This is a genomic window from Gimesia sp., from assembly GCF_048262075.1.
In the GTDB taxonomy this organism is placed as follows: Bacteria; Planctomycetota; Planctomycetia; order Planctomycetales; family Planctomycetaceae; genus Gimesia.
In genome coordinates, this window is sequence record NZ_JBLXFK010000005.1 from 248,875 (window position 1) to 273,887 (window position 25,013).

Sequence of the window (25,013 nt, forward strand, 5' to 3'; positions counted from 1 at the left end):
GAAAATGGAAGCGAAAACCGGTAGCATGGTTATTTTTTCTCCAGCGTCAGTATACCCAGATCGATGGGCTTTGTTGTATTCTCCCCATCGGACGGTGGTACGTAAACATGAACGTCTTTCAATCTGCCGGCGGGATTGTCATGCAACCACATCTTTAAGTCATAGTTTCCTGGTGGTACATCGTCGATGTGAAATGCACCATCGTCGCCGATACTGGCCGAGAAGTAGGTATTGTCTGTCTGCAGCTGCAGGTACTTTTCATACTCAAGACGCCAGGCTTCGTACCGCTCAGGATCTTTTAAATCCTCTGCTTTTGTCAGCGGTTCTGGTGGGGGTGGGAGGGTACCTTGGAGTTGGAGCAAATTCAAATTCCAGATAACCCTGCCGGTATAACCGGTAGCGGGCGCCAGTTGACCGACGATCCGCCGCCCTGTGCCCCCCAGATTGAGGGTCGTGGTTTTTCCTGCGAATAATTCTACCTTTTCCCGATGTGACGATGTCACCTCGCTCGTTCCCTCATTCACCATCATAGTGATTTCACGCCCCACGCGGCATTTGCCGGGAAAGACCCGGTTAAAAACGAAACGGCCGTTTTCATCGGTTTTGGTTTCAGTCTCTGTGTGAATATGCGGCTCTTTGTCGCCGTAGAGATTGAAGCCGTTACCAAACAGTGTCAGGTCGACATGCGGGGCGATGTCCTTCCCCACGCGGAATGTTCCTTCCAGTCGCGCCCAGGGAGTGAGCTTGACGGGATCGGGAATCGGACCTGCTTCCGACTTGAGGTGTGCGAAGCCATCAGGATGCAGAATGATCAGTTGAAAGGGTTCCGTTCGGGGCGGAATACTGAAGAAGCCTTTGGTGTCAGATTTTAACTGCGTGGCATACGTTGAAATGTTACGAATCCTGCCGTTCTTGATCATGATCTGAGAACCCACTATCCCGACGGCAATTTCTGCCTCCGCGGCAGGTTTACCGTCTGCTGTCAGAATGGTGGCGGCAATATCTTTTGCAGGTTTCAAAGCGAAATCGAACGGCACACTTTTCTCGTCGGGTTTGAAAGCACGTGAAGTAGCGACCTCATAACCGTCTGCTTCAATTCGTACAAAGTGGGCCGGCTCGTCACGCGTAATGCGAATCAGGTATTTGCCATCAGAGGCTTCAAAACTGTAAGACGTTTTCCAGAACAGGCTGGACGTTGAATCGTCTCTTTGAACTCCGGGTGTGACGCGGAACCTTTTGACAGGCTGCTTTGTGTTTGCGTCGACGACACTTCCTGAAATCACTAACGCTTTGGGTGGTTGGAACACGTATTCTTTTTTACGTGCCAGCAATTTCTGATTGGTGAGTTGCATCCCGCCAGGGCGGCAGATATCCACCTTGAATGAATCGAGGGGCGCTTCGTCCCATTCCCAGACACCATTTTCATCGGCGTACTGGTTCACATCATCGAACTCAAAATTATTAACCCACTTCCCCCGCCAGCTTTGAAAAAAGATGCGTGCTTTGGGGATGCCGTTCCCATTTTCATCGACCACACGCACGCGAACTTTTCCGCCCGGCTTCAATGAGAAGTCAACTGGGGTCATATCAGGTTCCACGCGCACATCCTGAACTTCCGGAGCACGACCATTCGCGGAAACGGCGACGCGCGTCACCCGGGGTTCGCAGCCGGTGATCAGGTAGACGCCAAACTCATCTGTGGTCGCTTTGCGAATGTCATTCATGAACTTCGTGCGGACCAGCGCGCCGGCGATCGGTTTTCCGTTCTCATCCGTCACGCTGCCGGTGATGTTCAGCCCCTCTTTCAGGATGATTTTGGCTGAGGAGCTGGCATTGGCTTTCACTTCAAATTCACTGCGGGCCACACGTTTTCGCCAGGGACGATAGTCGGGGTGATCTACGGAAAGATACACTTCTGCTTTGGAAGCGGGGACATAGTCGAAATGCCAGCGACCGTTGGCATCGGTTTTGATTTTCGTACCGACTCCGAGCTGACTGGTATCTCCAGGCCGTTTTTTGAAATTCACGCTGGGTGAAACTTTGGCGCCTTCAATGGGTTTTCCCGATTCATCTACAATCACGCCGCCAACCGTCCAGCCTTTGTCCAGCATCGCAGTAAATTTTTCGGGGATGTCTTCGGGGTGTTCAATGGAACTCCAGCCGGCCCAGTATGGAGCATAACCCGGTTTTTTGATACTGAGGTTGAACCGCTTCATGTGGTGGTGAATGCGAAAGCGGAGTTCGCCTTTGTCGTTCGTTTTCACAAACGGTCCATAGGTCGCGTCTCGCAGGAACTCACCTTTGATGATCTGATCGGCCGCGGGAGCGGGATCACTGCGAATTTCTACGGTGGTATTGGGAATCGGTTTACCAGCGGGGTCAACGACGTTGAGCCTGAAGTCCCGCGTCATTTCCAGATCCCGGGCTAAGACCAGTTCGAAATGGACCGGTTTGTCGGGGTGAATATAACGGATACCGTCTTCCAGTTCCGGTTGGTTCGGATCATCGGTAATCCGCAGTGGTTCGGAGGGCGTGCGGCTGATGAGCTTGTAACCGAAGCGTCGATTTTCGCCGAACAGTTCGACGTCGTGTGTCCCCACACCATAGGGAGCAGTCTCGGATGCCACGTCGCGGTCGATGGGACCAAAGCGAATGCCGAAGCCGTTTGTTCCGTCGATGCCACCCCCGCGGGTGCGGAGGTGCTTGTCGTTGTTCGAAAGACGAATGCCGACGCCACCATAGACCATCGATTTGCCGTCCTCACCTTTTGCGGTGCCTGTGATTTGAAACGGGTCCTGATATATCTTTTCTGCATTCGTGGTCAGCTGAAGTGTTGTCGTTTTCCCGGCTTCCACCTGAGCACTGCCGATTTTCGGGTAGCGATATTCGCTTGAAAAATTAGAGTCATTAATTTCGATCAGGTGTTTCCCCGGGAACAGGGGCGCTGTCGTAAACTGACCAGCTTCGTCGGTGGTCGTGTAGACCATAAACCAATTGCGTTTGTCATTCAGGAAGAACAGATTGCCAATTCTCAGATCCAGGTCAGGCATCGGTTTGCCGGTTTTGGGATCGACGACAGTTCCCTTAATGAAACCGCCGCGCGTCATTTTCAGATTAAACTCTTTCTTTTCAGGTTCTTTAAGCGACACATTTTTGAGTAATACATTAAGGTCACGCCACGATTGACCATCGGCGGGTACATATTCAGGATGATCGAACTGCATTCCGACGTGACGATAAGCACTCCTCTCTTGAGGCTGATCACCGGTGATGATCGCTGTCCCTGTTTTGAGAGGGTCAAACCGGTATCTGCCATCTGCAGCGGTGGTTGTTTTCTGACCTCGAAATCGCGTGGGCATGCCACTGTAGAGCTGGACTTCGACATCCGGGATCGGCTTTCCTTCAACGTCGGTGATGCGGCCGTATAGAATTGGTTTTTTCTGAGGAACAACTTTCTCGACCGGTTTCGACCCTGCTGGTTGTTTCAGTTCGTCATCTGGTGTTTTCGTCTGCGCCGTTGAAGGAGAGACCAGACCGACAATCGCCAGCGCCGCTCCCAGAATCAACAGACCGAAAAAGCCGCCGCGCGAGACCGGTAGTGGCTCCTGCAGGGATTCACCAAACAGTCGGGCCACGCGACGGCGGATTTCTGAAGGGGACTTTCCACTGGCTGCCAGAGTCGTCAGATCGCTGCTGGACATGTTGCGTTTTGCCAGTTCCGCGACATGCAGTAACGCCGTCGCATAATTCACGCGCGATTCGAACGTGGAAGTGGAATCGATTTTCAGGTGGCAGGTCATTTCATCACAACAGTATTCCCGCAGCATGTTGATGCGGTGACTCAGGTACCAGTGTGCGGGATTGAAAAACAGAATCGCTTCGGTGAACCGCTGCAGCAGATTGATCCATAAATCGAAACGGCGGATATGTGCCAGTTCGTGCGCGAGGATCAGTTCCAGTTCGTCGGTAGTGAGTCCATTGATGGCAGAGGCAGGCAGAAGGATGATCGGTCGCAGGATACCGGTCACGCGGGGCACGATGATCTGCTCGCTGCGGGCCAGGACGGGAGTCACTTTCATCGACCATTTCTGAGCAAGGTAGCGCAAGGAGTTGACGAGCGGACCGGTGGTAATTCGCTCCGCTGTTGCGCCGAGTCGCTGCACGCGAATACTGGAGACGATCAGACGCGCCAGCATCAAGGCGACTCCCGCGACGTAGCAGGCAATGATCCAGGGTGCCAGCCAAAGCCAGTCCTGTGATCGAGATGCGGGAGACGCCTTGGTTTTCGCTGGCGGAATATCGGCTACGGGGAACGCCGTTTTCACTTCTGATTTTTGTAACGTTCTCTCTGGCAGGTGCTCTGCCATGTCAGGGATGACGGGAGACGCAGCGGTGCTGCGCGTCTCTGCCAGTGGCAGGTAACTCTTTTTCTCAACGGGAGTCTGAGTGACAGTCACTGTTTCCGCTGCGGAGGGACCCACGAGCATGAATGTGACCGGAATCGCGAGAATGGCGAACAGCAACGCCGCGACGTGCAACACATATAGTCGCTCTACGGTGCTTTTCTGCCAGCAGCGATTGACGAGCCAGAGCAGGCCCACGAGCAGGGATACCTGCCAGATCGAATGTAGAAGCGTCAGACAGAGGCGACTGCTCAAGGCGGGGTCAAGGAGAGTGTTCCAGATCATTGCTGTTGCTCCTTTGCCTTTTGTGCGATGAGCTTGCGAAGTGCCGTGAGTTCGTCGGAATCCAGGTCGGCGGTCTCAATCAGGTTCATGACCAGCGCCGAGGAAGAGCCATCAAACACGCGCGACAACAGGTCGCCGATGATACCGCCGGTGACAGTTTTTTTCTGCAGCCGCGGCGAAAACAGAAACGATTTGCCGTCCTTTTTCCGTTTCACGAACCCCTTATGAAACATGATGTTAAGTGTCGTGATCACCGAACTGTGAGCCAGCGGTCGTGCGGCCTGCGCTTCGAGCCGCGCCCGCACGTCACGCACGGGCAACGGCGCCTCGTCCCAGAGGATCTTCAGAATTTCCAGTTCCAGTTCGGTCGGGTGTTCTGAGCCGGGTCGCGCCATTAAAAAGTTCCTCAAACGAAGTTCGGAAAAATCTCGTCTCTCTAATAATCATCTAATTCTTTAGATGATATTACTGGAGGTGATTCCATTCGTCAAGAAATCTTTTAATTAATTAGATGATCGAGTTGCTGCGCTCGTGTCATTCGCAATCTTCCGGGACGCAACTGCCACTCAGTCTGCTTTCTCAAGCCAGTCGATTCCCTGGCGAATATTGCCGTAGACGTTTCCTTTCCAGCCATGTCCACCGGAATAGTCGACCAGAGTGGCACGCACGTCTTTCTTCTGAAATGTATCTCGGGCTGCTTCAGCCATACGGTAAGGGCAGACTCTGTCGTCGGGGGAATGCAGCAGATAGACGCTGCGCTGTTTTGCATTGGCAGGATCGGGGAGCTGGTCCGGCTTGAAGACGGACATGGCAATCAACGCGCCATCAATGTCTGTTTCTTTTTGGAGCAGAGCTGCGTACGCAGCGGGACCTCCCGAAGACCAGGCCAGTAGATAAATTCGTTTGGCATCGATTTTCTGTTTTTTGCTGACATCTTTAATCACAGCGGCAATCAGTTCTTCTGTCGTATATTTGATGTTCGCAGTCTGACTGGTTTTCGTAGGCCAGACGATTTTTGGATTGGCGGTCCATTTTTTTGCAATCGGTTGTACGAGTACGAAGTCATCACTCAACGCATTTTCGAAGATCCGATTTACAAAAGGATGAAAATCGGCCGAGCCGTCACCGCCGGGCAGTACGATCAGCAATGCGTGCGGTTTTTCATTGTCAGGTTTGTCTTGCGGTGTGATCAGCAGATACTCTCCAGATTCGCCGTTGAGTGGGACCTCAATCGCATTCGCTGGTTTTTCTGATTTCGCAGGAGTGGCTCCAGCGGTCAACGTGACGTCCAGATCATCAAACCAGACTTTCCCCGGTCCATAGATCTGCAGGCCGATCACAATCTGTTTTGTCTTCTCCGGAATGGCAGCATTGCCCGTATAGGTTTTCCAGTTATGGCTGGCGGGAGGATCGCCGGATTGTTTGGCACCGATATAGCAGAGCCATTGATGTCCGAGACTTTTTTTATTCTCATCCAGAAATTGCGCATCAATGATGGCTTTGGTGGCTTGTTCGGCCCGCACCTCACACTGGACCTGGAGATTCTGTTTCTGACCGGTATAAGGGAGCAGTTGGTACCATTGCGCGATCGGGAAATAGCGGCGGGCGGATTTCTGCAGTGAGAGGCTGCGGTCTCCCGTTTTTGCGCGTCCTTTATCATAGACATATCTGACCCCGGGCACATTGAAGCCGCTCTGCCAGCCTTCGGGGGCCCTGGTACCGGTTTCGAAGCTGTCCTTAAGCAGTACCTCCGGTTCCGCGGAATAGGAAACATTGATGCTGAATGGGATCAGCAGAATCCAGGTCAAAGTCAAATAGTATCTGGGATTCATCATCGTCTCTTTCTTTCTGATCAAGGGGCGGCGCGTACGTTCTGCGCAACAGATTGATTAAGTGTTCAAAATCAGAATCGGTCTCCCTCAGCCGTCATTTAAGCGACTGGAAGGTTCTGGTGTGAGAATCACTGCCTGATTGTCAGTGGGAACGGTTAACTCTCGTGTCTGCCATTCGTCGCCGGGAAACTGTATGTAAACGGTCACCTGTTCGCCCGGCAGAAAGTGGGGCATGGATAGATTCCCTTCCTGGTTCGATTGTCGAACCACAGGCTGGGCGCTACAGAAATAGATGCAATGCTCCTGACCGCTTTGATCAGTGCGTTCAAAGGGAAACGCGCTGACACCCGCCAGGGGAGTTCCAGCGTTCGATTCAAAGTGCAGCACCATGGCAGCGGATTTCGTCAGTTGAAAGTGAAGGGGTTCCAGGGTGCCTGTCCGCATTGAGATATATGCGGATTTCAGCAGATGCGCGTCGGCGATGGCGGCGATCTGGACTTCATATTCCTGACCGGGCGGGTAGACATTTTCGATCAGAAATGTCCCGTCGGGACGCGTGACTGCGGTAAAAGAATTCTGTCTAAAACCGTGGGGAGGCCAGGTTTTGACGACGGCCAGTATATGAGTGTCGCTGAGAGGTCGACCATCTTCGGCTACCACGGTCCCTTTAATATCACCGGTGGTTTCTGATTCCAGATATCCTGAAGCTGCCAGTTGAGTGCTGGTGGGCGGCGGTTGGTTTTCAGACGGGAAATAAATCCAGATCAGCCAGGCCATTGCAACCACCAGTCCCAGTGTGAGCAACTGATGCAGACGATGCCAGAACAAATGCCGGGAGAGAGAAACATCGCAACAATCCTCGACAACCGCTTTGACATCACCAAACTGTTCCAGCGCAGTCTGCTGAGACTGCCGGGGATCCATACCTTCGCTGTGATGGTCTGTTGCACTGGATGAAAGATGAAATTCAATTTCTTCGCGGAGATCGTGCAGTTCACGGTCCGCATGGGCGATGAGAGGCAGACGAAGATACGAGATCAGTGTACGAAACCAGTGACGAAACATTTCAGCCCTCCGCCAGATTGGATTTCAGAACCAGGCCGATCGCATCAACCAGATGAGACCAGGACAGGACTTCGGTTTTGAGTTGGGCGCGGCCGGCAGCGGTCAGCTCATAAAATTTCGCCCGTCGGTTACTTTCTGAAAGTCCCCACTCCGACTGGATCCAGCCTCGTTTCTGCATCCGATGCAATGCCGGATAGAGTGAACCTTCTTCAATCTCCAGGGCGCCTTTTGTGGTGACCTGAATCCACTTCGCCACGCCATACCCGTGCCGTGACTGGGCCAGCAGACTTTTCAGGATCAGCATGTCCAGCGTCCCCTGCAGCAGATCGGCTTTCTGTTTTTTTGCCATGCGTCTCTCCCCAAGAATGTTTAGGGAAGAGTATCACTTTGTTCCCCTAGAATGTCAAGGGAAAAGTTTCAGATTCAAAAAAAGCTACTCACAGGCCGTCAGCAGGCGCTGGGCGGTCACGTAAAAGTGCAGACTGACATCGTGCATCATGAAGATGGCGACCTGATCGAGATTAAAAGCCTTGTTGTGCTGATAAGTTTTCTGCTTGAGTTTTTTCAACTGTAACGCGACTGCCACTAAGGGAACCCAGTCTGACTGATAGAACTGCATCAGGTTCTGTCGCCACCAGCTGGCATAAAAAGCACGGATGACGTGTTCAGAAATCAGACTGGAGATGACGAATACAATGCCATTTAGAATGAGCAGGCAGCCGATGATTAAAAAAGGGCCATTGATGGCATCCCCTTTGAAAGCCAGACCGAACAGTGAAATCATGACAGAAACTGCGAGAAATAACAGGAAGCCGAGCCGAGGAATTCTCACGGACCGTCGATAATCGGCACCACTGTTCTCTTCGGACAACTGCGCGACCAACTGCTGTATGCGTTGTTCCAGTGTCTGTGGAAACGTTTCATGGAATCCGGTATTAATCCGTTCGAAGACTTCTTCGGCGATATTTTCCCAGACAATCAGAACGGTTTCGCAGCCTGGACTGAGAATATCGAACTCTTCCAGCAGTTCATTTCGCTGTGAAACCAGCAATTGCTGGCATTCCAGAAAACTCTGATCCGCCTGCTGCTCGCTTTGGGTACAGTAATCCTGAATTGCCTGATCGATGATGATGCGCAGTGGCCCTCCCGTCAGGAACACTTCCCGCTCTCGCTGATAAACTCTGATCAGGTCCAGGAAATGGAATTCATACTCCAGCCAGGGAGGCAGTCGTCTCAGGTTCGTTTCAATCAGTGAAAACGTCGACGCCAGCCAGACATCGTCTGCTTTCCAGAGAGCCGCTTTGAGAATGTGGATATAAAATACCAGCAGGTGATCGACCTGGTGATCAAGCAGATTCGTTTCGCAGGCAGTCAGCGTGTGTTGGAATGTATGAAACGGAGTTTCCCGCAGCAGGCGGTCCCAGGCATTTTCTGTCAGATAATAAAACCGGTCCGAACGTACGACGCGGGAGGTGTTGACCAGCAGTTCCTCAAGTCCTTCCAGCGCATCACTGGTGACAAAATACTGATGCAGCAGTTCAAACAGCGCGGGATCTCCCGGGTGTGCTTTCAACCCTTTCAGCAGCCACATCGCGAACGACTGGGAATGGCCTTCCAGAAAATCGGATAAAAATGCCAGTGCATAATATTCATAGGGTGTTTTTATCGGCAGTGTTTTCAGTTCCTGGTACAGCTTCCCGAGCTGTTCTGCCCTCACCCGCTCATGCAAGGGTTGCTCATCGGAGAGGAATACGGGTTCCGCCTCCTCGGCATGAGTGTTCGCATCCATAGTCGGTTCAGGTCGGATCGCAGGGGACTCTGCTTCCAGTTGTTCCTGCAGCAACTCTGCCCAGTTAAACTGCACTTCTGCTGCGTCCGGGCGCGACTGTGAACGTTCTCCATATCGCAGCGCATCGTTAAGACGTTCATAAGCCGCGCGGATCTTCTGAAATTCTTCCGGATATTTTTCCGGTTTAAACTTGCGAATAAATGCGTTGTAGGTGCGCTTGAGATCACGCACGTCGTACTCACCAGACAGACCGAAAAACGGTTCAGGTTGATCCGGTAACAGATCCCATTGTGGATTACCGGGATCACTCATGAAAGGCTCCCTTTGAAAACGACTGCATCAGCAAAATCACGAATCCAGACCTAAATAAAATAACAGCAATATTGAAATCCCGACGGTGATCGCGATCAACGTGTATAAGGTCCTGACCATGTATCTGATCGCATTTGATTTCTTTGAAGTCGCCGCGAGTTGATTGAGCCAGTCTTTTTCCAGCGCATACAGTTCCGGAAACTCCTGTTGCACGATGCGGGCAATTTTTCGATCATCTCCTGGTCGGACCAGTTCAAAGTCGTCTTCAGTCGCTTTCGGCCGGGTAAACGAGGCTGAGCGAAGTCGTTCGGCCTCGGCTGGAGAGGAAATCACCAGCGTGCAGAACTGCTCATAGAATTCTTCATGGCCTTCACAGCGATGTTTCAGCCGTGCAAAGGATTCGCGTAAGGTAGCGATTTTTCGCAGACGCCCACTGGCAAACGTCAGTTCGGGAAAATCGGAAAGGTCGATTTCATTCAACTGTTGCACAATCATCCCAGACTTGAAAGACCAGAAGTGTTTGCGGAGAGAGTTGATTTGTTCGAGGGTCTGGGCTTTGCGTTCTTCATTGCTGGTATTCATTGTGTCGAACTGACGACTATCCGACTGTGGCTGCAGGAACTGTTTGCGGCGGATCAGGATTTCTGCCGGCTGATCCAGTGGATTCATCTGCAGTACCTGGCTGAGGTATTCCTGTTTTGGCGAAACAGTCATGGGGGATCTTTCCGATCGAACTTACTGGCAGGCCGTTAACAGGCGTTGCGCGTTGACGTACAGGAACAGGCCGGCATCTTTTCGCATGGCTTCCGCGATTTTATCGAGCCCATCTCGCTCTTCGTCTCCTACTTTGATGGATTTCAGCTGTTCCAGCTCGTCAGCCAGCTCGTGCAGGGGGAACCATTTTGTCTGGTAAAAACGCATGATTTCAAAACGCCACCAGCTGCGATAATATTTCCGGAGCACCCGATCCTGGAACGCGCCAATCAACAGAAGTAGCACAAAATCGCCCACAATAATCCCAAAAATTTTCAGGAGGTTGGTCCAGAAAGAATCCAGAATATAGATCAGGTAGTAGATCATCAGGCCGATCGTTCCGAAGAGCCCGATGCCCAGTATCCCAAACAGGTAGTGGAAAATTCGAAAACGGGTTCCCACCCCTTCGGTCAACAGTCGATGTCCCAGCTTACGTGACTGTACTTCCAGTGATTCGGTCTGTTCCGGGTACAGGTCCTCTGCGATTCGTTCCAGCACATCAGATGAGATCCGTTCCCAGAGATAGAGCGCGATTCCAAAGTCTTGTTCGGGGACGTCAAATTCGCGGAGTACCTCATCTTCCAGTGAGACCAGTTGATTCTGACATTCCAGGAAGCTCCGGTCGGCATCCGACTCCCTCTGTGTACAATAGTCGAAAATCGCCTGGTCGATGATTGCCCGTACCGGGCCTCCCTCTAAAAACTCGCTGCGCTGACTGCGGTATAGATTGATCTGTTCCAGGAAATCAATTTCTTCTTCGGCCCAGTAAGGCAGACGCTCATAATGGGATTCGATCTCTGCAAATTTTTCCTGCAACCAGTGGTCGCTGGCTTTCCAGACTGCGGTTTTTAAAATATGCAGATAAAACACCAGCATATGATCAATGCGATGATCCAGCAGATTTGCTTCACAGGTTTCCAGATGCTCGCGAAAATCACCAAACGAATCATGACGCAGCAGTTCATCCCAGGCCCGCTCGGTCAGGTAGTAGAACCGATCCGTGCGAATCGCGCGCGAGGTCGCTTCCAGCAGTTCCGGGAGTCCGTCAGACGCAGGTTGGTTGGCGAAGTACTGACGCAGCAGTTCAAACAGCGCCGGCTCGTCGGGATGTGCCTGCAGCCCCTCCAGTAACCAGTAAGCGAACGCGTGCGTCTCCTCCTGCCGGACATCTGAAAGGACCGCCAGCGTGTAATAGTCGTAAGGGGTTTTCTCTTCTTTTTGTTTGAGATCCTCGAAAATGCCCGGCAGCGATTCGTCGCTGATGCGCTCATGCAATCGTTGAGGGTCTGATTGGGATGACAGTCCATCGCTGCGTTCAAGGGGACGGGAGTGATCCGGCCAGGGAAGTTCGCGCGGCTCTTGCAGTTCGGGGGGGAGGTCGCCTGGCTGAGATTCCGGCTTTGTCAGATTGTGGGAATTCCAGTCAAACTGCAGATCGGGCTGGATGCTGGAAGAACGGGGGCGCTCGTGATAACGCAGCGCATCATTCAGTCGTTCAAACGCCGCACGAATTCTTTGAAACTCTTCGGGGAACCGTTCCGGCTTGAACTGGCGGATGTAGGAGTTGTATTTTCGTTTCAGGTCGCGCAGATCATACTCGCCTGTCAGCCCGAAAAATGCTTCCGGGTCGTCAGGTAACAGATTCCATTGCGGCTCAATCGGGCCACTCATGAACTACTCCCACAGTCGCATACGAATTTATTGAAAGATCATCTTCGAACCATAATAGGCACAGAGCACCACCAGTAACACAACAATTGCCAGCACCGCTTCACTGAAACCAAACACATTATTCGCATCCCGTTTCGAGAGAATATGGCTCAACCAGGGCTTTTCCAACTGGTACAGTTCCGGCAGCTCCTGCTGAATGGACTGGGCGATGCGATAGTAATCTTTCGGGCTGCGATTACGGGTATCGAACGATCCCTTTCTGGAAGCCTCCATGCATTCTGCCCGACGCTCCGTTATTTTTTGAGGAGACGCCGAAACCAAGCCGCAAAACTGATTAAAAAATTCCGGGAAACAGTGGCGATGTTGTCTGAGCTGTTGAAACAAATCCCGATGGTCGGCGACCGCTTTAAGCCGGGAATATGAAATCGCCAGATCCGGAAAATCCGAAATGTCGATGGCTTCCACCTGCTCACGCAGACTTTCGTCATCCAGATTCCAGAGACATTTCCGCAGCGCTTCCATGTTTTTCAAAGTCTGCTCTTTGCGTTCGTAAATGGAAAGCGCCGCATCAACAACAGGCCGGCCACCCGACCGCGGTTTCAGGAAGTCGCGGCGCAGCATGAGAATTTCGATCGGCTGTTCCAGCGGATTCATCTGCAGCAACCGTTTGACATATTCGGTCTCGCGTGAATCTGTCATACCTGGAATTCCTGGTCATCTTCATCGTAACAGAACCCGAGCGCCGCCAACGCCGTCAGCAGGTTCTGCTTTGCCTGCTCGAAATATTCGCGATCACCCGAGGCCATTGCCTGCTCGAAGTAGTCGATCGATGATTCCAGTTCATCGCGCTGAAACGGACTGACTTCTCCAATCACCCGCTCAGCATAACGCACGAGATGCTGGTTCTTGACGTCATCACGCGGATAAAACTTCAATTTCTGCAGCTTCTTGACGGCGGCGTCAATATCCGCTTTTGACGTCAGCTTGGCGTGCTGCGTTAGAACCGTTTTAAACTTCTTGCCGGTCTCGGGGACGAAGGCTTCGACTTCCAGAATACCGTTCATGTCGTAGGTGAAGCGGAGGTGCACCGGTTTCCCCGAAGGCCCGGGTGGGATGCCTGTGACTTTCATTGTTCCCAGGAACAGATTGTCTTCGACCTTACGTCCTTCACCCTGGTAGACGTTGATGGTCATCTCGCGCTGATTGGGTTCGACCGTCCCGACCACTTCTTCGCGGGAGACCGGGATCGTGGTATTACGGTGGATGATGGGCAGGTAGTAGCCGTTGATTTGGCGTCGCCCGAATTCTTTTATGACTTCCGTACCAAGTGTAAACGGGCAGACATCCGTCATCACCATATCTTCAACGGCCCGGTCATCCTGAATTAGCGCGGCCTGTACTGCAGCTCCCAATGCGACCACTTCATCCGGGTTGTGAGTACACAGCGGTTCGACGCCGAAAAACTCGCGAATAAATCCACGCACGGCTTCCATGCGAGTCGCGCCGCCCACCAGAATCACACTGTCAAAGTCCTGCGGTGCAATCCGGGAGTCGCGTACTGCTTTGGCAATCGGTCGCGCCAGGCGTTTGACCAGCGGGTCGGCCAGTTCCAGAAATTCATCTCGCGTTATCGTATGAGTGGTCGCGTCCTCTGCCATCTCTCCCTGCAGATTCGGAATGCGAATTTTGGCTTCCGTTTCCCGCGCAAGGGTGCACTTGGCTGCCTCGCATTCCTGCTTGAGCCGGGAGACGAGCAGGGGATGCTTGACTTCCGCGATTTCCACTTGCAGGTTTTGTGCTGTGAGTACTTTTGAAAGAATGCGGTCGGTGAAATCTTCGCCACCCAGCATGCTTTCGCCGGCGGTCGAGATGATTTCCAGCGTTCCTTCGAATACTTCCATTGCCGTTACATCGAAGGTACCACCCCCGAGGTCGATCACAATCAGTTTCTTCTCGGCCTGGCGGTCATGAAATCCATAGGTCAGCGCCGCCGCCGTCGGTTCGTTAATGATGCGACGTACATTCAGACCCGCCAGTTCGCCTGCCTGCTTGGTGGCGTTCCGTTGATGGTCATTAAAATAGGCGGGCACGGTGATGATGGCATCGTGCACTTCCATGCCCAGGTAGGCTTCCGCATCCTGTTTCAGAGACTGCAGCACCAGGCTGGACATCTCAGTCGCGGTGAAGACATGCCCGCCGATCTCGACTTTGCGATCCGTGCCCATCAGCCGCTTGAATACCCAGGCACATCGCTCGGGTTGGGTGACGCGGGTCTCTTTGGCAGCAGAGCCGACCAGCACGCGATCATCGGCGGAAATACTGATGATCGAAGGTGTAATTACAGAGCCATGTGCGTTGGGGATGAGCTTAGGCTGCCCCTCTTCAAACACGGCACACAACGAATTTGAGGTACCCAGATCGATGCCAATGATTGGTGTCATTAGAATAAAGTCTTATAAAAGCGCGGTCTTTCCCGCCAGGAGCTCTGAGCGAAAGCACGAAAACAGATCACCCGATTGTAATCTTACGTCCAGTCATTATCTAGAGTGCATCACATATAACCATATCGTCTCTCAATCTATTATCACCGGTCCAAAGAGCCCTGGAGACGCTATGGTAAAACTGGACACAGTCTACAAGGAAATGAATTATGTTATGAATCAAATCAGGAGTGTTTTCATAGTACCTGCCTGGTTAATGGAGAGACGGTGTTTGCTGTCAGACACGCTGATATTAGAAATGGTTCCATTGCATTCGTCAGCTCTATACCAAATTAATTCTGAGCGCGGGGAAGCACATGCCAGGAAAATCTACTGATTCTGATTGAAAGTTTCTTTGAGTGCGGCTTTCATTTCAGGCCACTCGGTGGTGGAAGCTTTGAGCTTGCCGTCCGGACCAATCAGGTAGTAGACGGGCACCGAGCTGATTGCCAGCTGGCGTGCCATTTGGGATTGATCGCCGAGATAATTCTGTGCCCAGTTCCATTTGTTTTTCTCGACGAGGATTTCGCCATCTTCCGGATATTGATCAATATTCAAACCCACCAGTGTGATCGGTTTGTCAGCAAGTTTAACTGCTGTCGCCTGGATGTCGGGCATGCTTTTCAGACAGGGCGCACACCAACTGGCCCAGACATGCAGCAGGACATAACGTCCTTTCAGATCATAAATCGAATGTTCCCGTCCCGTCGTGTCAGTAAATTTATAGGCATACATGTTCTCGCCTGCGCGCGGACCCACGCGACAGGCAACTTCGATGGAACCCAGGTCTTTGGTTTTCGCCTTGATGTCGGCTGCCGTCACCGTTACCGGGATCACTTTCACGCCCACCGCTTCGACCAGACAGCCCGCAGGTTGTTCATATAATCGCAAAACCAGATCATAATCTCCGGGAGGGACACCGCCTATCTGAAGCTGACCCTCGGGGGAGAGTTTGACGAAGTAGTGCTGGCGCGATCGGAGCCAACTGTAAAAATGGGGATCGAGAATCCATGAGGCTTGCACCGGACCTGCAGAATCAAAGCCTGGTTTCGGGAAATCTTCGGGTAATGGAATACCATCATCGCGGCGGATCAGATAGTTGAGCGACCAGTTTTTATTCAGGGTAGCTTCGCCTCTGCCGGTGGCAACGACGGTGCCTGTTAATGTGGCTCCCGTATTACCGAGAGAGAGTGTTTTATGATCGCCCGGCTGGAGATCCAGGGACACGGATTGACTGGAAGTGAGTGGTGATTCTTCCCAGGGCCCCAGGTAAGCATGTACTGCGCCCGGGATGGGAGGCAGTTGCTTAAACTCAAAGTGACCAGCGGCATCAGTCTTCGTATAAAAGGAATCCTGAAAACGCGGTTCTCCCAGCTTTCGGTCATGGACGGTCTTGAATGAAATCAATGCGTCGGCAACAGGCTTACCTGTCTGAAACAGTCTGCCAGAGACAGTAGCCCAGGGTTGTAAGGTCAATGTGCCAATCGCTTCGTTCGGCTGTCGCACAACTTCTGCAAAACCAGATTCATGCACGGCGCGAATGCGTGTTGGTTCGAAAGTAGCAGCGATCTGAAACACACCTTCCGCTGATGTATTGTCTGGCATGCCCTGCCTGTCTGATTCGCCATTTTGTATGATCGGGACAATCGACGGAGTTCCCACCCTGATTGTCACATCAGGGACTGGTTTGCCAGAATGATCGATGACCAGTCCCTTCCGGGCGGATACTCGTTCCAGTGAAAAATCCTGCGTGACAGGTCCATCGCCGAGTCCGAACGAAGCGTCGCTGAGCGCGGATCGGTAACCATCGGCTTCGATACGGATCAGGTGGCGACGGTCATACAGTCCACTATTTAAAGTGATCTTGTATTTTCCCGCTTTACCGATCACAGCATTGTCAAAAGAAGTCGACAGAAAGTCGGGACCAAATTCGATGACAGGGATGACGCGAAACGTGGTTACCGGTTTCCCTGTCGCTGTATCAGTCACGTTCCCGGATGCGATCAACGGACGATCCAATTTGATGACATGCTCTTTTTCCGTAGCGACCAGTGTCACTTCTTTTGCGGCGCAGGACCCGCCATAGATTTGATAAGTTACGGGATCGTCGGGCGCCCAGTTCCAGACATACACACCGTTTTCGTCAGCATGAGTGGGGATGCCGGAATTGAGGACATTGGGATGACGCCAGTTATAGAGGGATTTGACCCCATTCCACTTTCTCAAACCCACGTGTGCTTTGGGGACAGGTTTACCGCTGGTGTCGACAATTTTCAGTGTGAGAGTTTTTCCCGGTTTCATTGTAACTGTGAGTTCGTCCATGGGTTTGCTTACGTCAACGATTTGCCGGGTCGGTTTGAAGCCGGGGGCCACGACCGTAATAGGATGTTTTCCCGGGGGGAGCGGGATGGTTTCAAATGTTCCTGATTTCCCGATTTCCACTTCATGAACTGTGGAGCCATAATACGGTTCGTCGTGCCAGACAATGATCCCTTTCGTGATGGGGTCTCCGGCGGTGTTGTAGACGGTCCCTTTCACGGCAATACCTTGACGCAGTACAATTTGAGCGCTGCCGTCTCTGAGCATGGCCGTTGTCAAATTTTGCTGATTCTGCAACTCTCCCCATTTTGAGTCGCTCAAATAATCCGGGTGCGTAAATTTCAGGCGGAATTCAATATCGTCGCCAGCTCGCTTCGCCGGGGCTATGTTGATCGACCATTTTCCCGCTTTGTCTGTCACCGCTTCCGCATTAATACTGACGATGGGTTGTGGATCCGAACTTAAATCTGGCTCGCCTCCATTTACGTTCACACTGACTTTCACATCGGGTACTGGTTTTCCATTCGCATCAACGACGATGCCACTGATTTTTGTTCCGCGAGCGAGTTGAAACGCAAAATGAGTGGGGATCTTTCTGTCCTCGTCCTCAACTCCTTCACCAAAACTCACAAATTCAGACACATAACCATTCTTGCTGACCCACAACCGCATACTCCGGGTTCCGGGAGGCAGACTCAGTTTGGCGAGACCCGCTGCATTTGTAACGAGATTCGAATTGACGATCTTGCTCTTGGAAGACTCATTCAAATAAGCGACATTCGCATACAGCTTTGCAGCCTTGAGGGGTTGGCTGTTTTCGTCGGAAACCAGAAATTCCAGGCTGCGTTTTTCCTGGGCCACGCGCGCTTTCTCAGTGGTTTTATCCTGGGCAGGTAACTGAGATACCGACATCTCGACGATTAATAAGGGAAGCACTGTCCAGAATAAAGTGACTGACGACCGGGCTGTATTCGACAGACGGAATGACATGAGCGCGCTCCACGAAAGAGAGGAGTAGGACTGAGTGTGCACCGGAATGGTGTTGAAGTGCCTATAGCTAATGTATAGCTGGTCGTAGAGGTTGTCAAACAGAATCTATGGGAACAGTTCTGTTATCCTGCTTGATCAGTTGCAGTGGCGGGCTGTTTTTCCAGGTAGTCCTTAACATACAGTTCCTGCACAATAACTTTGCTTGCCGCCAGGAGAGGCGAGGCAACCATCGCGCCCAGAAAGCCGAACATTACTCCCATGATCGCCTGAAATGCGATCAGCAGCGCGGGGGGCAGTGAGACCTGCTGTTCCTGGATGAGAGGTGTGATCAGGTAACTTTCCACGAGCTGTAATCCGATAAACGCAGGCACAACCAGCGCCGCGGTCGTCGGACCTTTGGGAAGCGCAATTAAAATCGCCAGACAGAAGGCAATCAGCGATCCGATATTGGGGATGAATGTCAGCAGACCGGAGATCAGCCCCAGGGTTCCCGCCATGGGCACTCCGATCAATGCCAGAACCAGCCACGCGCCCAGGCCGGTAATCACCATCGAGCCAAAGCGTCCCAACAGCCAATGCCAGAGCGTGTCGCTCAGTTGATTCATCAGACCTTGAATGCGGTCCCTGCGTTCCGGTGGAAACAGGATGACCACACCATCACGATATGTTTGTGGCGAGACTGCCAGGAACAGTCCCACAAATAAAATCAGAACCACATTGACAACGACACCAAAGGTCGATTTAAACATGCTGCCCACAAAAGACATGGCCTGTTGAGCGGGTTGCGTCAATGACTGAAAACTGGTCTGCGAATTCTTCTCCGCTGTTTTGGATGCTTGGTTCGAACTGCTTTGCTCTTTCTCAGTCGAAGCTGCCTCTTGTTTTGCTTCCTTGTTTTGATTCTCATTCTGCTTCTGTGCAGACAGCATCTGCGCCAGGATTGGGGTGGATCGGATGACGGAACTGATCGACGTATATTCTTCAGCCCAGTTCTGAACGCGTTCAATCCCTTCGTCAATCTGTTGGCGGGCTTCTTCGATTTCCTGGTTGATCTGTACAAAGAAAAACGTCGTGGTGCCCAGGAATGCACAAACGAGAAACAGCATGAGCGACGCCAGACTGGCTTTGTAAGGCAGGGGAGTCCATTCACTCAGCTGGCGGCTGGTGTGATTCAGAAACACCCCGAACAGTACCGCCAGGAACAGCGCCAGAATGATTTCCCAGGCAATGACCAACGCTGAGGCGAGAACCACAACCACAATCAAAGTTGTAATCGTGTGAGCCAGGGTTTGCGAAGAATCGGTTTGCAAATTCTTCACCATGTCGGCATCAGCTCGCGCTCTCGTCTCAGGTTGGTTATGAACGGACAGGTTTTTCTCTCTTGTCTGGTGCATACGGGTGCCTGTTATTTTTCCTGAAAGGCAGGGTTTTCGACGACTTTCCATTCATCGCCGGTATTCCACGGGCCTTCATAGTCATCACCCAGATCGCCTGATCCAGTTGAGTCATTGAAGTATTGATCGACCCACTTGTCATCCGGTTTCAAATTCCCGATTTCCAGCGGCTTTTTATCCATGCTTTCCAGCGCCTGGCCGAAGGCTTTCAAGTGCGTGATTTCCCGGGTCATGAGAAATTTCAACGCATCTTTTGTACCGGGGTCATCGGTATAATCAATCAGACGTTCATACACGATCTTGGCCCGGGCTTCTGCAGCCATGTTGGTGCGCAGATCCACTTCCAGCTGACCGGTGATCGCAATGTAGGCAGACGTCCAGGGAACTCCCTGGGAGTTATTCAAGGAGACGCCCCCTCCGCCCACGACAGCAATGAGCGGATCTTCTAAAGCCGCATCCCCATTCTTACGGAGAGGCTTCAGATGCATGCGGGCCAGCGAACCGATGACTTCCAGGTGACTCAGCTCTTCCGTGCCGATATCCATCAGCAGGTCTTTCCGAGCAGGATCTTCACAGTTCAGGCCCTGAATGGAATATTGCATCGCGGCAGCCAGTTCGCCATTCGCACCTCCGAACTGCTCCAACAGCATTTTTCCGAAACGGGGATCAGGATCACTGACATCAACTGTATACATGAGCTTCTTAACGTGATGGTACATATTAAATCCTTCTTTGATTTCCAATTTGTTTGATAACCAACAATGCTCGTGGCATGCTGCTTAGCTGCGCCACTGATCTGCGGCTAATGAATGTATCTTCTGAAAACTAATCGCAAACGATGTGCCAATGCGCATAAATGCCTGATCTCTTGACTTAGCTTCGTTTTTCTTCAACTGCGCGCAGGGACGAAGTCCGTTTCATACTCTCTGTGTAGTTTGAGCGGTGCCTGAGCGTTCAGCGTGCGCGGTGGGCTGTCAATGATTTTCGGGAGCGGGATGTTTTTCCCGGGCAGATTGAACCGCTTCTGCAGCGTCTTCCTGATCCCCTGCATCCAGGTCCGGGCCTTCCTGGGTGGCAGCCGCCTCAGGCTCGTAACTCAGCTCTACAAACAGCGGAAAATGGTCCGAACCGATGTAAGGCAGCGTGCGGATTTCTGCCACGCGAAAGTCATCGGAGACAAACAGGTAATCCAGCGGATAGCGCCAGATCCAGGAAGTGGCATCGTAAGTCGCAAACAGGCCCCGCCCTTTACGCGGGTCAAGTAAACCACTGACTTCCTGAAACAGGTTGGTCGTGCGTGACCAGCCAACATCATTCAGGTCACCCAGTACGATGGCACTCCTGCTCTTTTTGACTTCACGGCCGACGAGCACCAGTTCCGCATCCCGTTTGGTTGTATCTTCTCCCGGTCGGGGAGGATTGGGGTGGACGGCAAACAGTTGCACCTCTTTCCCCGAGTCTAAAAAAACGGTCGCGTCGATGGACGGTATCTCCTGTTTAATCATGCCTCGGACTTCCGCGGACTTCACCCGCAGATTCGTATAGAAGGCAATCCCGTAAGTGTTTTCCAGGGGATGCGTGAGATGATAAGAGTACATTGTTTCCAGAGGCGCCAGGTCGGAAATCCAGCGTTGATTCACTTCACACAGGACAACGATGTCAGGCTGTTCTCGATCAATCAGCTCCAGCACCGCCGCCGCATTGGTGTTCTTCTGCAGTACATTCGCGGTCAGAATACGCAGCCGCGTCTCCGGGTTCTGCGAGTGTGCCGTCTCCACTTCGTTGGAAGAAATCGTCAGGTAAGGCAGAATCCAGAACAGCTGAATTCCAATGCCTGCACACAGGGCGACAGCGGCGATTTTTGCCGTAAACCGCTTAAGAAAGGGGATAATTGCCAGCAGGACGACGACATAACTCACCAGTAGTTGTAACCTTGGAAAATCACCGATTCGCACCCACCACCAGTCGACAGAAAGCAGCGGCAAAAAGGCAGTGGCGGCCAGAACGACGCAAATCGTCAAGAGCGCGCGCCAGATCCAAAGCGACCAGTCGGTCTTATTGGAATCCAATTCTGTTTTTTCCTGTGTGGCGATACTGTGATTCAATGTTATGGTCCGGTCTTGAAGTAATTCTCAGGAAACGCCGGCACTGGTAAACGACTCAGAAGGACGTTCCCTGTTTTCAAACAGCTGCTCGGCACCAATCACATTCCGAAAAAAGTCGGGCTCCAGTTTCGCATCCGGATCCGCTGAATGCAAAACCGAAATATCGCCAGTGGTCTCAAACACGACTGCCAGCACCTGGTCGGCAGTCAATGCATTCGCTTCGCGCAGTTTACCATATACGTCGTCCCGGGTGATATTCGCTTTTTTCAGATTCTCATCGAGCATCTCAGATCCTCGCATCAGCAGTAACGGCTCATTGTCGACCAGCTTACTGAACCATTCAAGTTTCTGCCTGAGCACCGCCAGGATCCACTGTCCTAAAAACAGACTGGCGAGCGCTGTCAACCCGATGATGAGTGTCGGCGTGGAACCTGAAATTGTCGAAGCAAACACAGAACCGACGGCAACCGTCATCGCGAAGTCGGCAGCAGACATCTTGGAAAAACTTCGTAGTCCCGTGAGCCTTGTATAGAACAGAATCACCGCATAAGTCAGCAGGCACGACAGCAGCACCATCGGCATTTCAGTCCATTGGTCCGTGATCCATTTCTCAAACATCGAACAGCCTTTCGGGTTGGGGTATGCAGGGCATTACGTTTATTGTACGTCAGCAGGTATTTGCACATCCCATGCCAATCCCGAAAAATCGCTGTTGCGCTGAATGAACTTACAGGCTGCTTGATAATGGATCAGTAGCATTTTATTAACATAAAGGAGACTGCTACGAATACACATAGCGTATTCGCTCGTTTTTCGTCGCGCCTTTGACGGTCCAGTCGAGGTGCAGTTGCTCCTGTTGGAATTCCAGCATCGCAGAATAGAGATCATCACTGCAGACATGGGGTTCGACCGAGTCCCATCGCGATTCATTCGTCTGTTGCAGATCGAACAGATAGACCGGGTTCGTTCGACCAAACCGCAGATGCTCGAGGCGAATGAGACTTTGAGCGGGCAGGGCTGTCCAACGAAAGACGTTAGTGAAATTCAGAGTGCTTCCTTCCGGAGGTGACCATTGACCTGTTTCATGAAAGAGCAGTACCCCAGGATCAATGAATTCAACTCCAACTGTACCCGCGCCCCTGCCATTCCAGCCACTCCCGGAACCGAAGGATTCCGCTGTAAATTCGAGCGAACTGACTTCAGCCATCCGCTGCCAGAGTACTGGCAGTTCAAAGTTTGTGTTCACACTTATGCTCCAGGTTCATCCAGATTCATGCTTTTCTCACCATAAGTCACACGATAAGCCAAGTCGATCTGATCTTCCCGGCCCTGCAGTCGATACAGTTGTTTGTCGAATGAACTACCCGGTCGACGTAGCATGCCCAGCGGCCCCCGTTCGCCGATGCGACATTCCAGCCAGTTGACGCGCTCGATGGCAGAATCAATCTGCAGTTGAAGATACGTAGGCACAACAGTCTGATCCCGGATCAGCCAGCTCATACCAAAGAAAACCGCTTCCCATTCACCGGTCCGTTCTGCAACCAGCGGAATCACATCATCCAGTGCGTCCGATTTCCATTCAGGATAAAGCTCGGCGAGAACTTCGGGAATAAAATAGTTGAATGCACTCAAGAGTCGCCTGAAATCTTCGGTCTCCTCAAACCGCGCATTCACAGTGGTCTGCCTCAAGAGTCCGCGCAGCGATTGAGCCACGATGATTTCTGCTTTTGAAAGTTCACGGTTGTCTTGTTTATTATTGAATGTCATTCTCCCATTTTTATCGCCGGTCAACGTCATTTAGAACGAGGATCTGTTTTGATGCCAGGTACAGCTTACCATCTGACTGCGTGTATCGACAACAGGTTCACGAATTCGACTATCGACCCACCTGGTGGCAGGATAGAATGCAGGTTCTGCAACCAGCTTTTAATCGCCGCCATAGAGGCGGACATGGGGAATATTCAATGCGTCACAACCAGCGTTTCTCTGGATGCCTCTTCACGGCGCTGTCCTTATTTATCGTATCAATCGCACAGGCCGACGTTGAGCAAGCGGAGCTTAAGGAACGCTTTGGGGAACAGCAGTTCGCACCGCAAGGCGGGTTCGTTCTCAAACAAGGCCAGAAACTCCCGGAGCTTGTCTGGGAACATCCTCAGCAGGTGGCCCGGGTCATCGATCAGCCTGCGATCCCCACGCGCTGGTTTAACGAACGATTGGAAGAAGTCCAGACCGCACAGGAAACAGGTCGCTACTACGTGTATGGCGCAGCACCCGTGCCCGCGGGACCTGTGCTGCGTCGTGCGATGACCTGCTGCTGTGTGGGCAGCGATCTTGCTTTGGAAGAACTGGCTCAGAAATGGTTACAGTCCCAAACTCCCGCTTCGGATACCGCTTTGCAACCAGACGCGGTCGCTGCCCTGGTACGTCATTGGCAACACTCAGAAGTGGGGGCCGTCCAACTGGCAGCACTGCTGGAAGCGGATTTTAAACCAAGCCCTGTTCGACGGGGGCAATGGCAGATGGAGAACGCCACCCGGCATGTGCAGTTAAAACGCAAGCTGATGGGGCTCGACCACAAGCCTCTTTTGAAACCCACTCCCAGGCTGCTGGAAGGAGAGCCGGCTCCGGTATTGCGAAACGCACCGCTGGAGCAGGCAGGAATCACAGCCGCGCAACAGAAAAAAATCGAAAGTAAACTCGACGCCTGGTACGCTGCCTCTTCCGAACCAATGGCGATTGTCATTGCCCGGAACGGAGTCATCATCACCGCGAAAGGTTATGGGAGTGTCGACGGGCAACCTGTCACGGTCGACACGCCGATGAAGCTTGACTCAGCCATGAAGCCTTTGATCGGACTGCAACTGGCAACCTACCTTGACCGCGGGTTCCTGCGTCTGGACCAGCCGATCGGCGAGATTCTTCCCGACTTTGATACGCCCCGCGATCGCAGTCTCACCTTCCGGGCCGCACACGTCCACGCGACCGGCATTCACTTCCCCTGGTCCCTCGCATTCGAGCGGCTGTTCTACTTTCATACCTGGCATGAAGCATTGATCGCCCATTGCAAACGCGAATGGGAACCCGGAAGTAAATACCGTTACGGTGTGGTTGGCGTGATTCTCTCTGTCCGCGCATTGGAACTGCTGCGCGGCAGGAATTACTGGGACGCCATGGAACGGGATCTGTTTCAGCCACTGGGAATTCAAAACGTCCTGCCGGGCGGTACCGGTTTCTCCGCCGAAAGTCTCGCACGGATTGGTGTGTTACTCGACAATCGTGGCCGCTACGGCAAGTGGGAAGTGATATCCCCAGAGACACACGCCGCGATTCTGCCAACGCCACTCAAACCCTACCTGCCCGAATTAAACATGAAATACGGCATCGGCCTGCAGGATGAGTCGCATTACCTGGGGCCAGGCAGCTACGGACACGGCGGCGGCTGCGGCACATTACTCGTCATCAATCCGAAACAGCATCTCGTGTTTGCGATGGTCCGCAACGGACAGGGAAAGGAATACAAGAAATACCGAAGCGAAGTAATGGCGTTATTGAAAAACTGGATCAACGATTGAATGCAGCCCCGACTCGTTATCGTTGATAAAGACTGAAGCGTTA

General features: G+C 52.3%; 17 protein-coding genes and 1 pseudogene. 1 reads left to right on the forward strand and 17 read right to left on the reverse strand.

Annotation, left to right across the window (positions count from 1 at the left end; all coding sequences use genetic code 11):
• Window positions 1-29: 29 nt before the first annotated feature.
• The 17 genes and pseudogenes from ACN0YH_RS12740 to ACN0YH_RS12820 all read right to left on the reverse strand — a co-directional run bounded on the left by ACN0YH_RS12740 (window position 30) and on the right by ACN0YH_RS12820 (window position 23,165).
• Window positions 30-4,688, reverse strand: a complete 4,659-nt coding sequence (locus tag ACN0YH_RS12740) for a carboxypeptidase regulatory-like domain-containing protein (RefSeq protein ID WP_417379944.1) — start codon at window positions 4,686-4,688, stop codon at window positions 30-32.
• Complete coding sequence (locus tag ACN0YH_RS12745; protein ID WP_417379945.1) at window positions 4,685-5,083, reverse strand: BlaI/MecI/CopY family transcriptional regulator; 399 nt, start codon at window positions 5,081-5,083, stop codon at window positions 4,685-4,687. Before ACN0YH_RS12745 ends, ACN0YH_RS12740 begins: the two co-directional genes overlap by 4 nt.
• Before the next feature lie 171 nt (window positions 5,084-5,254).
• Window positions 5,255-6,523 (reverse strand): alpha/beta hydrolase, encoded by a 1,269-nt coding sequence (locus tag ACN0YH_RS12750; protein WP_417379946.1) that lies wholly within the window; start codon window positions 6,521-6,523, stop codon window positions 5,255-5,257.
• An 84-nt stretch (window positions 6,524-6,607) separates the two neighbouring features.
• A complete protein-coding gene (locus ACN0YH_RS12755; protein ID WP_417379947.1) occupies window positions 6,608-7,585 on the reverse strand; it encodes a permease prefix domain 1-containing protein in 978 nt (325 codons plus the stop codon).
• Between the two features lies 1 nt (window position 7,586).
• Window positions 7,587-7,934, reverse strand: coding sequence for a PadR family transcriptional regulator (locus tag ACN0YH_RS12760; RefSeq protein ID WP_417379948.1), 348 nt, complete (start codon window positions 7,932-7,934; stop codon window positions 7,587-7,589).
• Between the two features lie 84 nt (window positions 7,935-8,018).
• Window positions 8,019-9,686, reverse strand: a complete 1,668-nt coding sequence (locus ACN0YH_RS12765) for a hypothetical protein (RefSeq protein ID WP_417379949.1) — start codon at window positions 9,684-9,686, stop codon at window positions 8,019-8,021.
• A 36-nt stretch (window positions 9,687-9,722) separates the two neighbouring features.
• Entirely contained in the window at window positions 9,723-10,400 is a 678-nt protein-coding gene (locus tag ACN0YH_RS12770; protein WP_417379950.1) for a hypothetical protein, read from the reverse strand.
• A gap of 21 nt (window positions 10,401-10,421) precedes the next feature.
• Complete coding sequence (locus ACN0YH_RS12775; protein ID WP_417379951.1) at window positions 10,422-12,110, reverse strand: hypothetical protein; 1,689 nt, start codon at window positions 12,108-12,110, stop codon at window positions 10,422-10,424.
• Between the two features lie 27 nt (window positions 12,111-12,137).
• Window positions 12,138-12,809, reverse strand: a complete 672-nt coding sequence (locus tag ACN0YH_RS12780) for a hypothetical protein (RefSeq protein ID WP_417379952.1) — start codon at window positions 12,807-12,809, stop codon at window positions 12,138-12,140.
• Window positions 12,806-14,551 (reverse strand): Hsp70 family protein, encoded by a 1,746-nt coding sequence (locus ACN0YH_RS12785; RefSeq protein WP_417379953.1) that lies wholly within the window; start codon window positions 14,549-14,551, stop codon window positions 12,806-12,808. Before ACN0YH_RS12785 ends, ACN0YH_RS12780 begins: the two co-directional genes overlap by 4 nt.
• A 369-nt stretch (window positions 14,552-14,920) precedes the next feature.
• Window positions 14,921-17,899, reverse strand: coding sequence for a thioredoxin-like domain-containing protein (locus ACN0YH_RS12790; protein ID WP_417379954.1), 2,979 nt, complete (start codon window positions 17,897-17,899; stop codon window positions 14,921-14,923).
• Between the two features lie 122 nt (window positions 17,900-18,021).
• Window positions 18,022-19,293 (reverse strand): AI-2E family transporter, encoded by a 1,272-nt coding sequence (locus tag ACN0YH_RS12795; protein ID WP_417379955.1) that lies wholly within the window; start codon window positions 19,291-19,293, stop codon window positions 18,022-18,024.
• A 20-nt stretch (window positions 19,294-19,313) separates the two neighbouring features.
• Window positions 19,314-20,012, reverse strand: a pseudogene (locus tag ACN0YH_RS12800) (manganese catalase family protein); the annotation flags it as partial.
• Window positions 20,013-20,267: 255 nt separating this feature from the next.
• Window positions 20,268-21,362, reverse strand: a complete 1,095-nt coding sequence (locus ACN0YH_RS12805) for an endonuclease/exonuclease/phosphatase family protein (RefSeq protein ID WP_417379956.1) — start codon at window positions 21,360-21,362, stop codon at window positions 20,268-20,270.
• Window positions 21,363-21,425: 63 nt separating this feature from the next.
• Window positions 21,426-22,016: a DUF421 domain-containing protein gene (locus ACN0YH_RS12810; RefSeq protein ID WP_417379957.1), complete on the reverse strand. Its 591-nt coding sequence runs from the start codon at window positions 22,014-22,016 to the stop codon at window positions 21,426-21,428.
• A 163-nt stretch (window positions 22,017-22,179) separates the two neighbouring features.
• Window positions 22,180-22,644 carry a DUF6314 family protein gene (locus ACN0YH_RS12815; RefSeq protein ID WP_417379958.1) on the reverse strand — a complete coding sequence of 155 codons (465 nt, stop codon included), beginning with the start codon at window positions 22,642-22,644 and terminating at the stop codon, window positions 22,180-22,182.
• A 2-nt stretch (window positions 22,645-22,646) separates the two neighbouring features.
• The gene (locus ACN0YH_RS12820; RefSeq protein ID WP_417379959.1) at window positions 22,647-23,165 is read right to left on the reverse strand and encodes a hypothetical protein; all 519 of its coding nucleotides are present in this window, start codon (window positions 23,163-23,165) and stop codon (window positions 22,647-22,649) included.
• 197 nt (window positions 23,166-23,362) lie between these two features.
• Between ACN0YH_RS12820 and ACN0YH_RS12825 the strand changes: the two genes are divergently transcribed.
• Window positions 23,363-24,970: a serine hydrolase domain-containing protein gene (locus tag ACN0YH_RS12825; protein WP_417379960.1), complete on the forward strand. Its 1,608-nt coding sequence runs from the start codon at window positions 23,363-23,365 to the stop codon at window positions 24,968-24,970.
• The last annotated feature ends 43 nt before the right edge of the window (window positions 24,971-25,013 follow it).

Bases quoted from the DNA above. Each gene is read 5' to 3' on its own strand.
- ACN0YH_RS12740 (WP_417379944.1), bottom strand. From the start codon at position 4,688: ATGATCTGGAACACTCTCCTTGACCCCGCCTTGAGCAGTCGCCTCTGT.
- ACN0YH_RS12745 (WP_417379945.1), bottom strand. From the start codon at position 5,083: ATGGCGCGACCCGGCTCAGAACACCCGACCGAACTGGAACTGGAAATT.
- ACN0YH_RS12750 (WP_417379946.1), bottom strand. From the start codon at position 6,523: ATGATGAATCCCAGATACTATTTGACTTTGACCTGGATTCTGCTGATC.
- ACN0YH_RS12755 (WP_417379947.1), bottom strand. From the start codon at position 7,585: ATGTTTCGTCACTGGTTTCGTACACTGATCTCGTATCTTCGTCTGCCT.
- ACN0YH_RS12760 (WP_417379948.1), bottom strand. From the start codon at position 7,934: ATGGCAAAAAAACAGAAAGCCGATCTGCTGCAGGGGACGCTGGACATG.
- ACN0YH_RS12765 (WP_417379949.1), bottom strand. From the start codon at position 9,686: ATGAGTGATCCCGGTAATCCACAATGGGATCTGTTACCGGATCAACCT.
- ACN0YH_RS12770 (WP_417379950.1), bottom strand. From the start codon at position 10,400: ATGACTGTTTCGCCAAAACAGGAATACCTCAGCCAGGTACTGCAGATG.
- ACN0YH_RS12775 (WP_417379951.1), bottom strand. From the start codon at position 12,110: ATGAGTGGCCCGATTGAGCCGCAATGGAATCTGTTACCTGACGACCCG.
- ACN0YH_RS12780 (WP_417379952.1), bottom strand. From the start codon at position 12,809: ATGACAGATTCACGCGAGACCGAATATGTCAAACGGTTGCTGCAGATG.
- ACN0YH_RS12785 (WP_417379953.1), bottom strand. From the start codon at position 14,551: ATGACACCAATCATTGGCATCGATCTGGGTACCTCAAATTCGTTGTGT.
- ACN0YH_RS12790 (WP_417379954.1), bottom strand. From the start codon at position 17,899: ATGTCATTCCGTCTGTCGAATACAGCCCGGTCGTCAGTCACTTTATTC.
- ACN0YH_RS12795 (WP_417379955.1), bottom strand. From the start codon at position 19,293: ATGCACCAGACAAGAGAGAAAAACCTGTCCGTTCATAACCAACCTGAG.
- ACN0YH_RS12810 (WP_417379957.1), bottom strand. From the start codon at position 22,016: ATGTTTGAGAAATGGATCACGGACCAATGGACTGAAATGCCGATGGTG.
- ACN0YH_RS12820 (WP_417379959.1), bottom strand. From the start codon at position 23,165: ATGACATTCAATAATAAACAAGACAACCGTGAACTTTCAAAAGCAGAA.
- ACN0YH_RS12825 (WP_417379960.1), top strand. From the start codon at position 23,363: ATGCGTCACAACCAGCGTTTCTCTGGATGCCTCTTCACGGCGCTGTCC.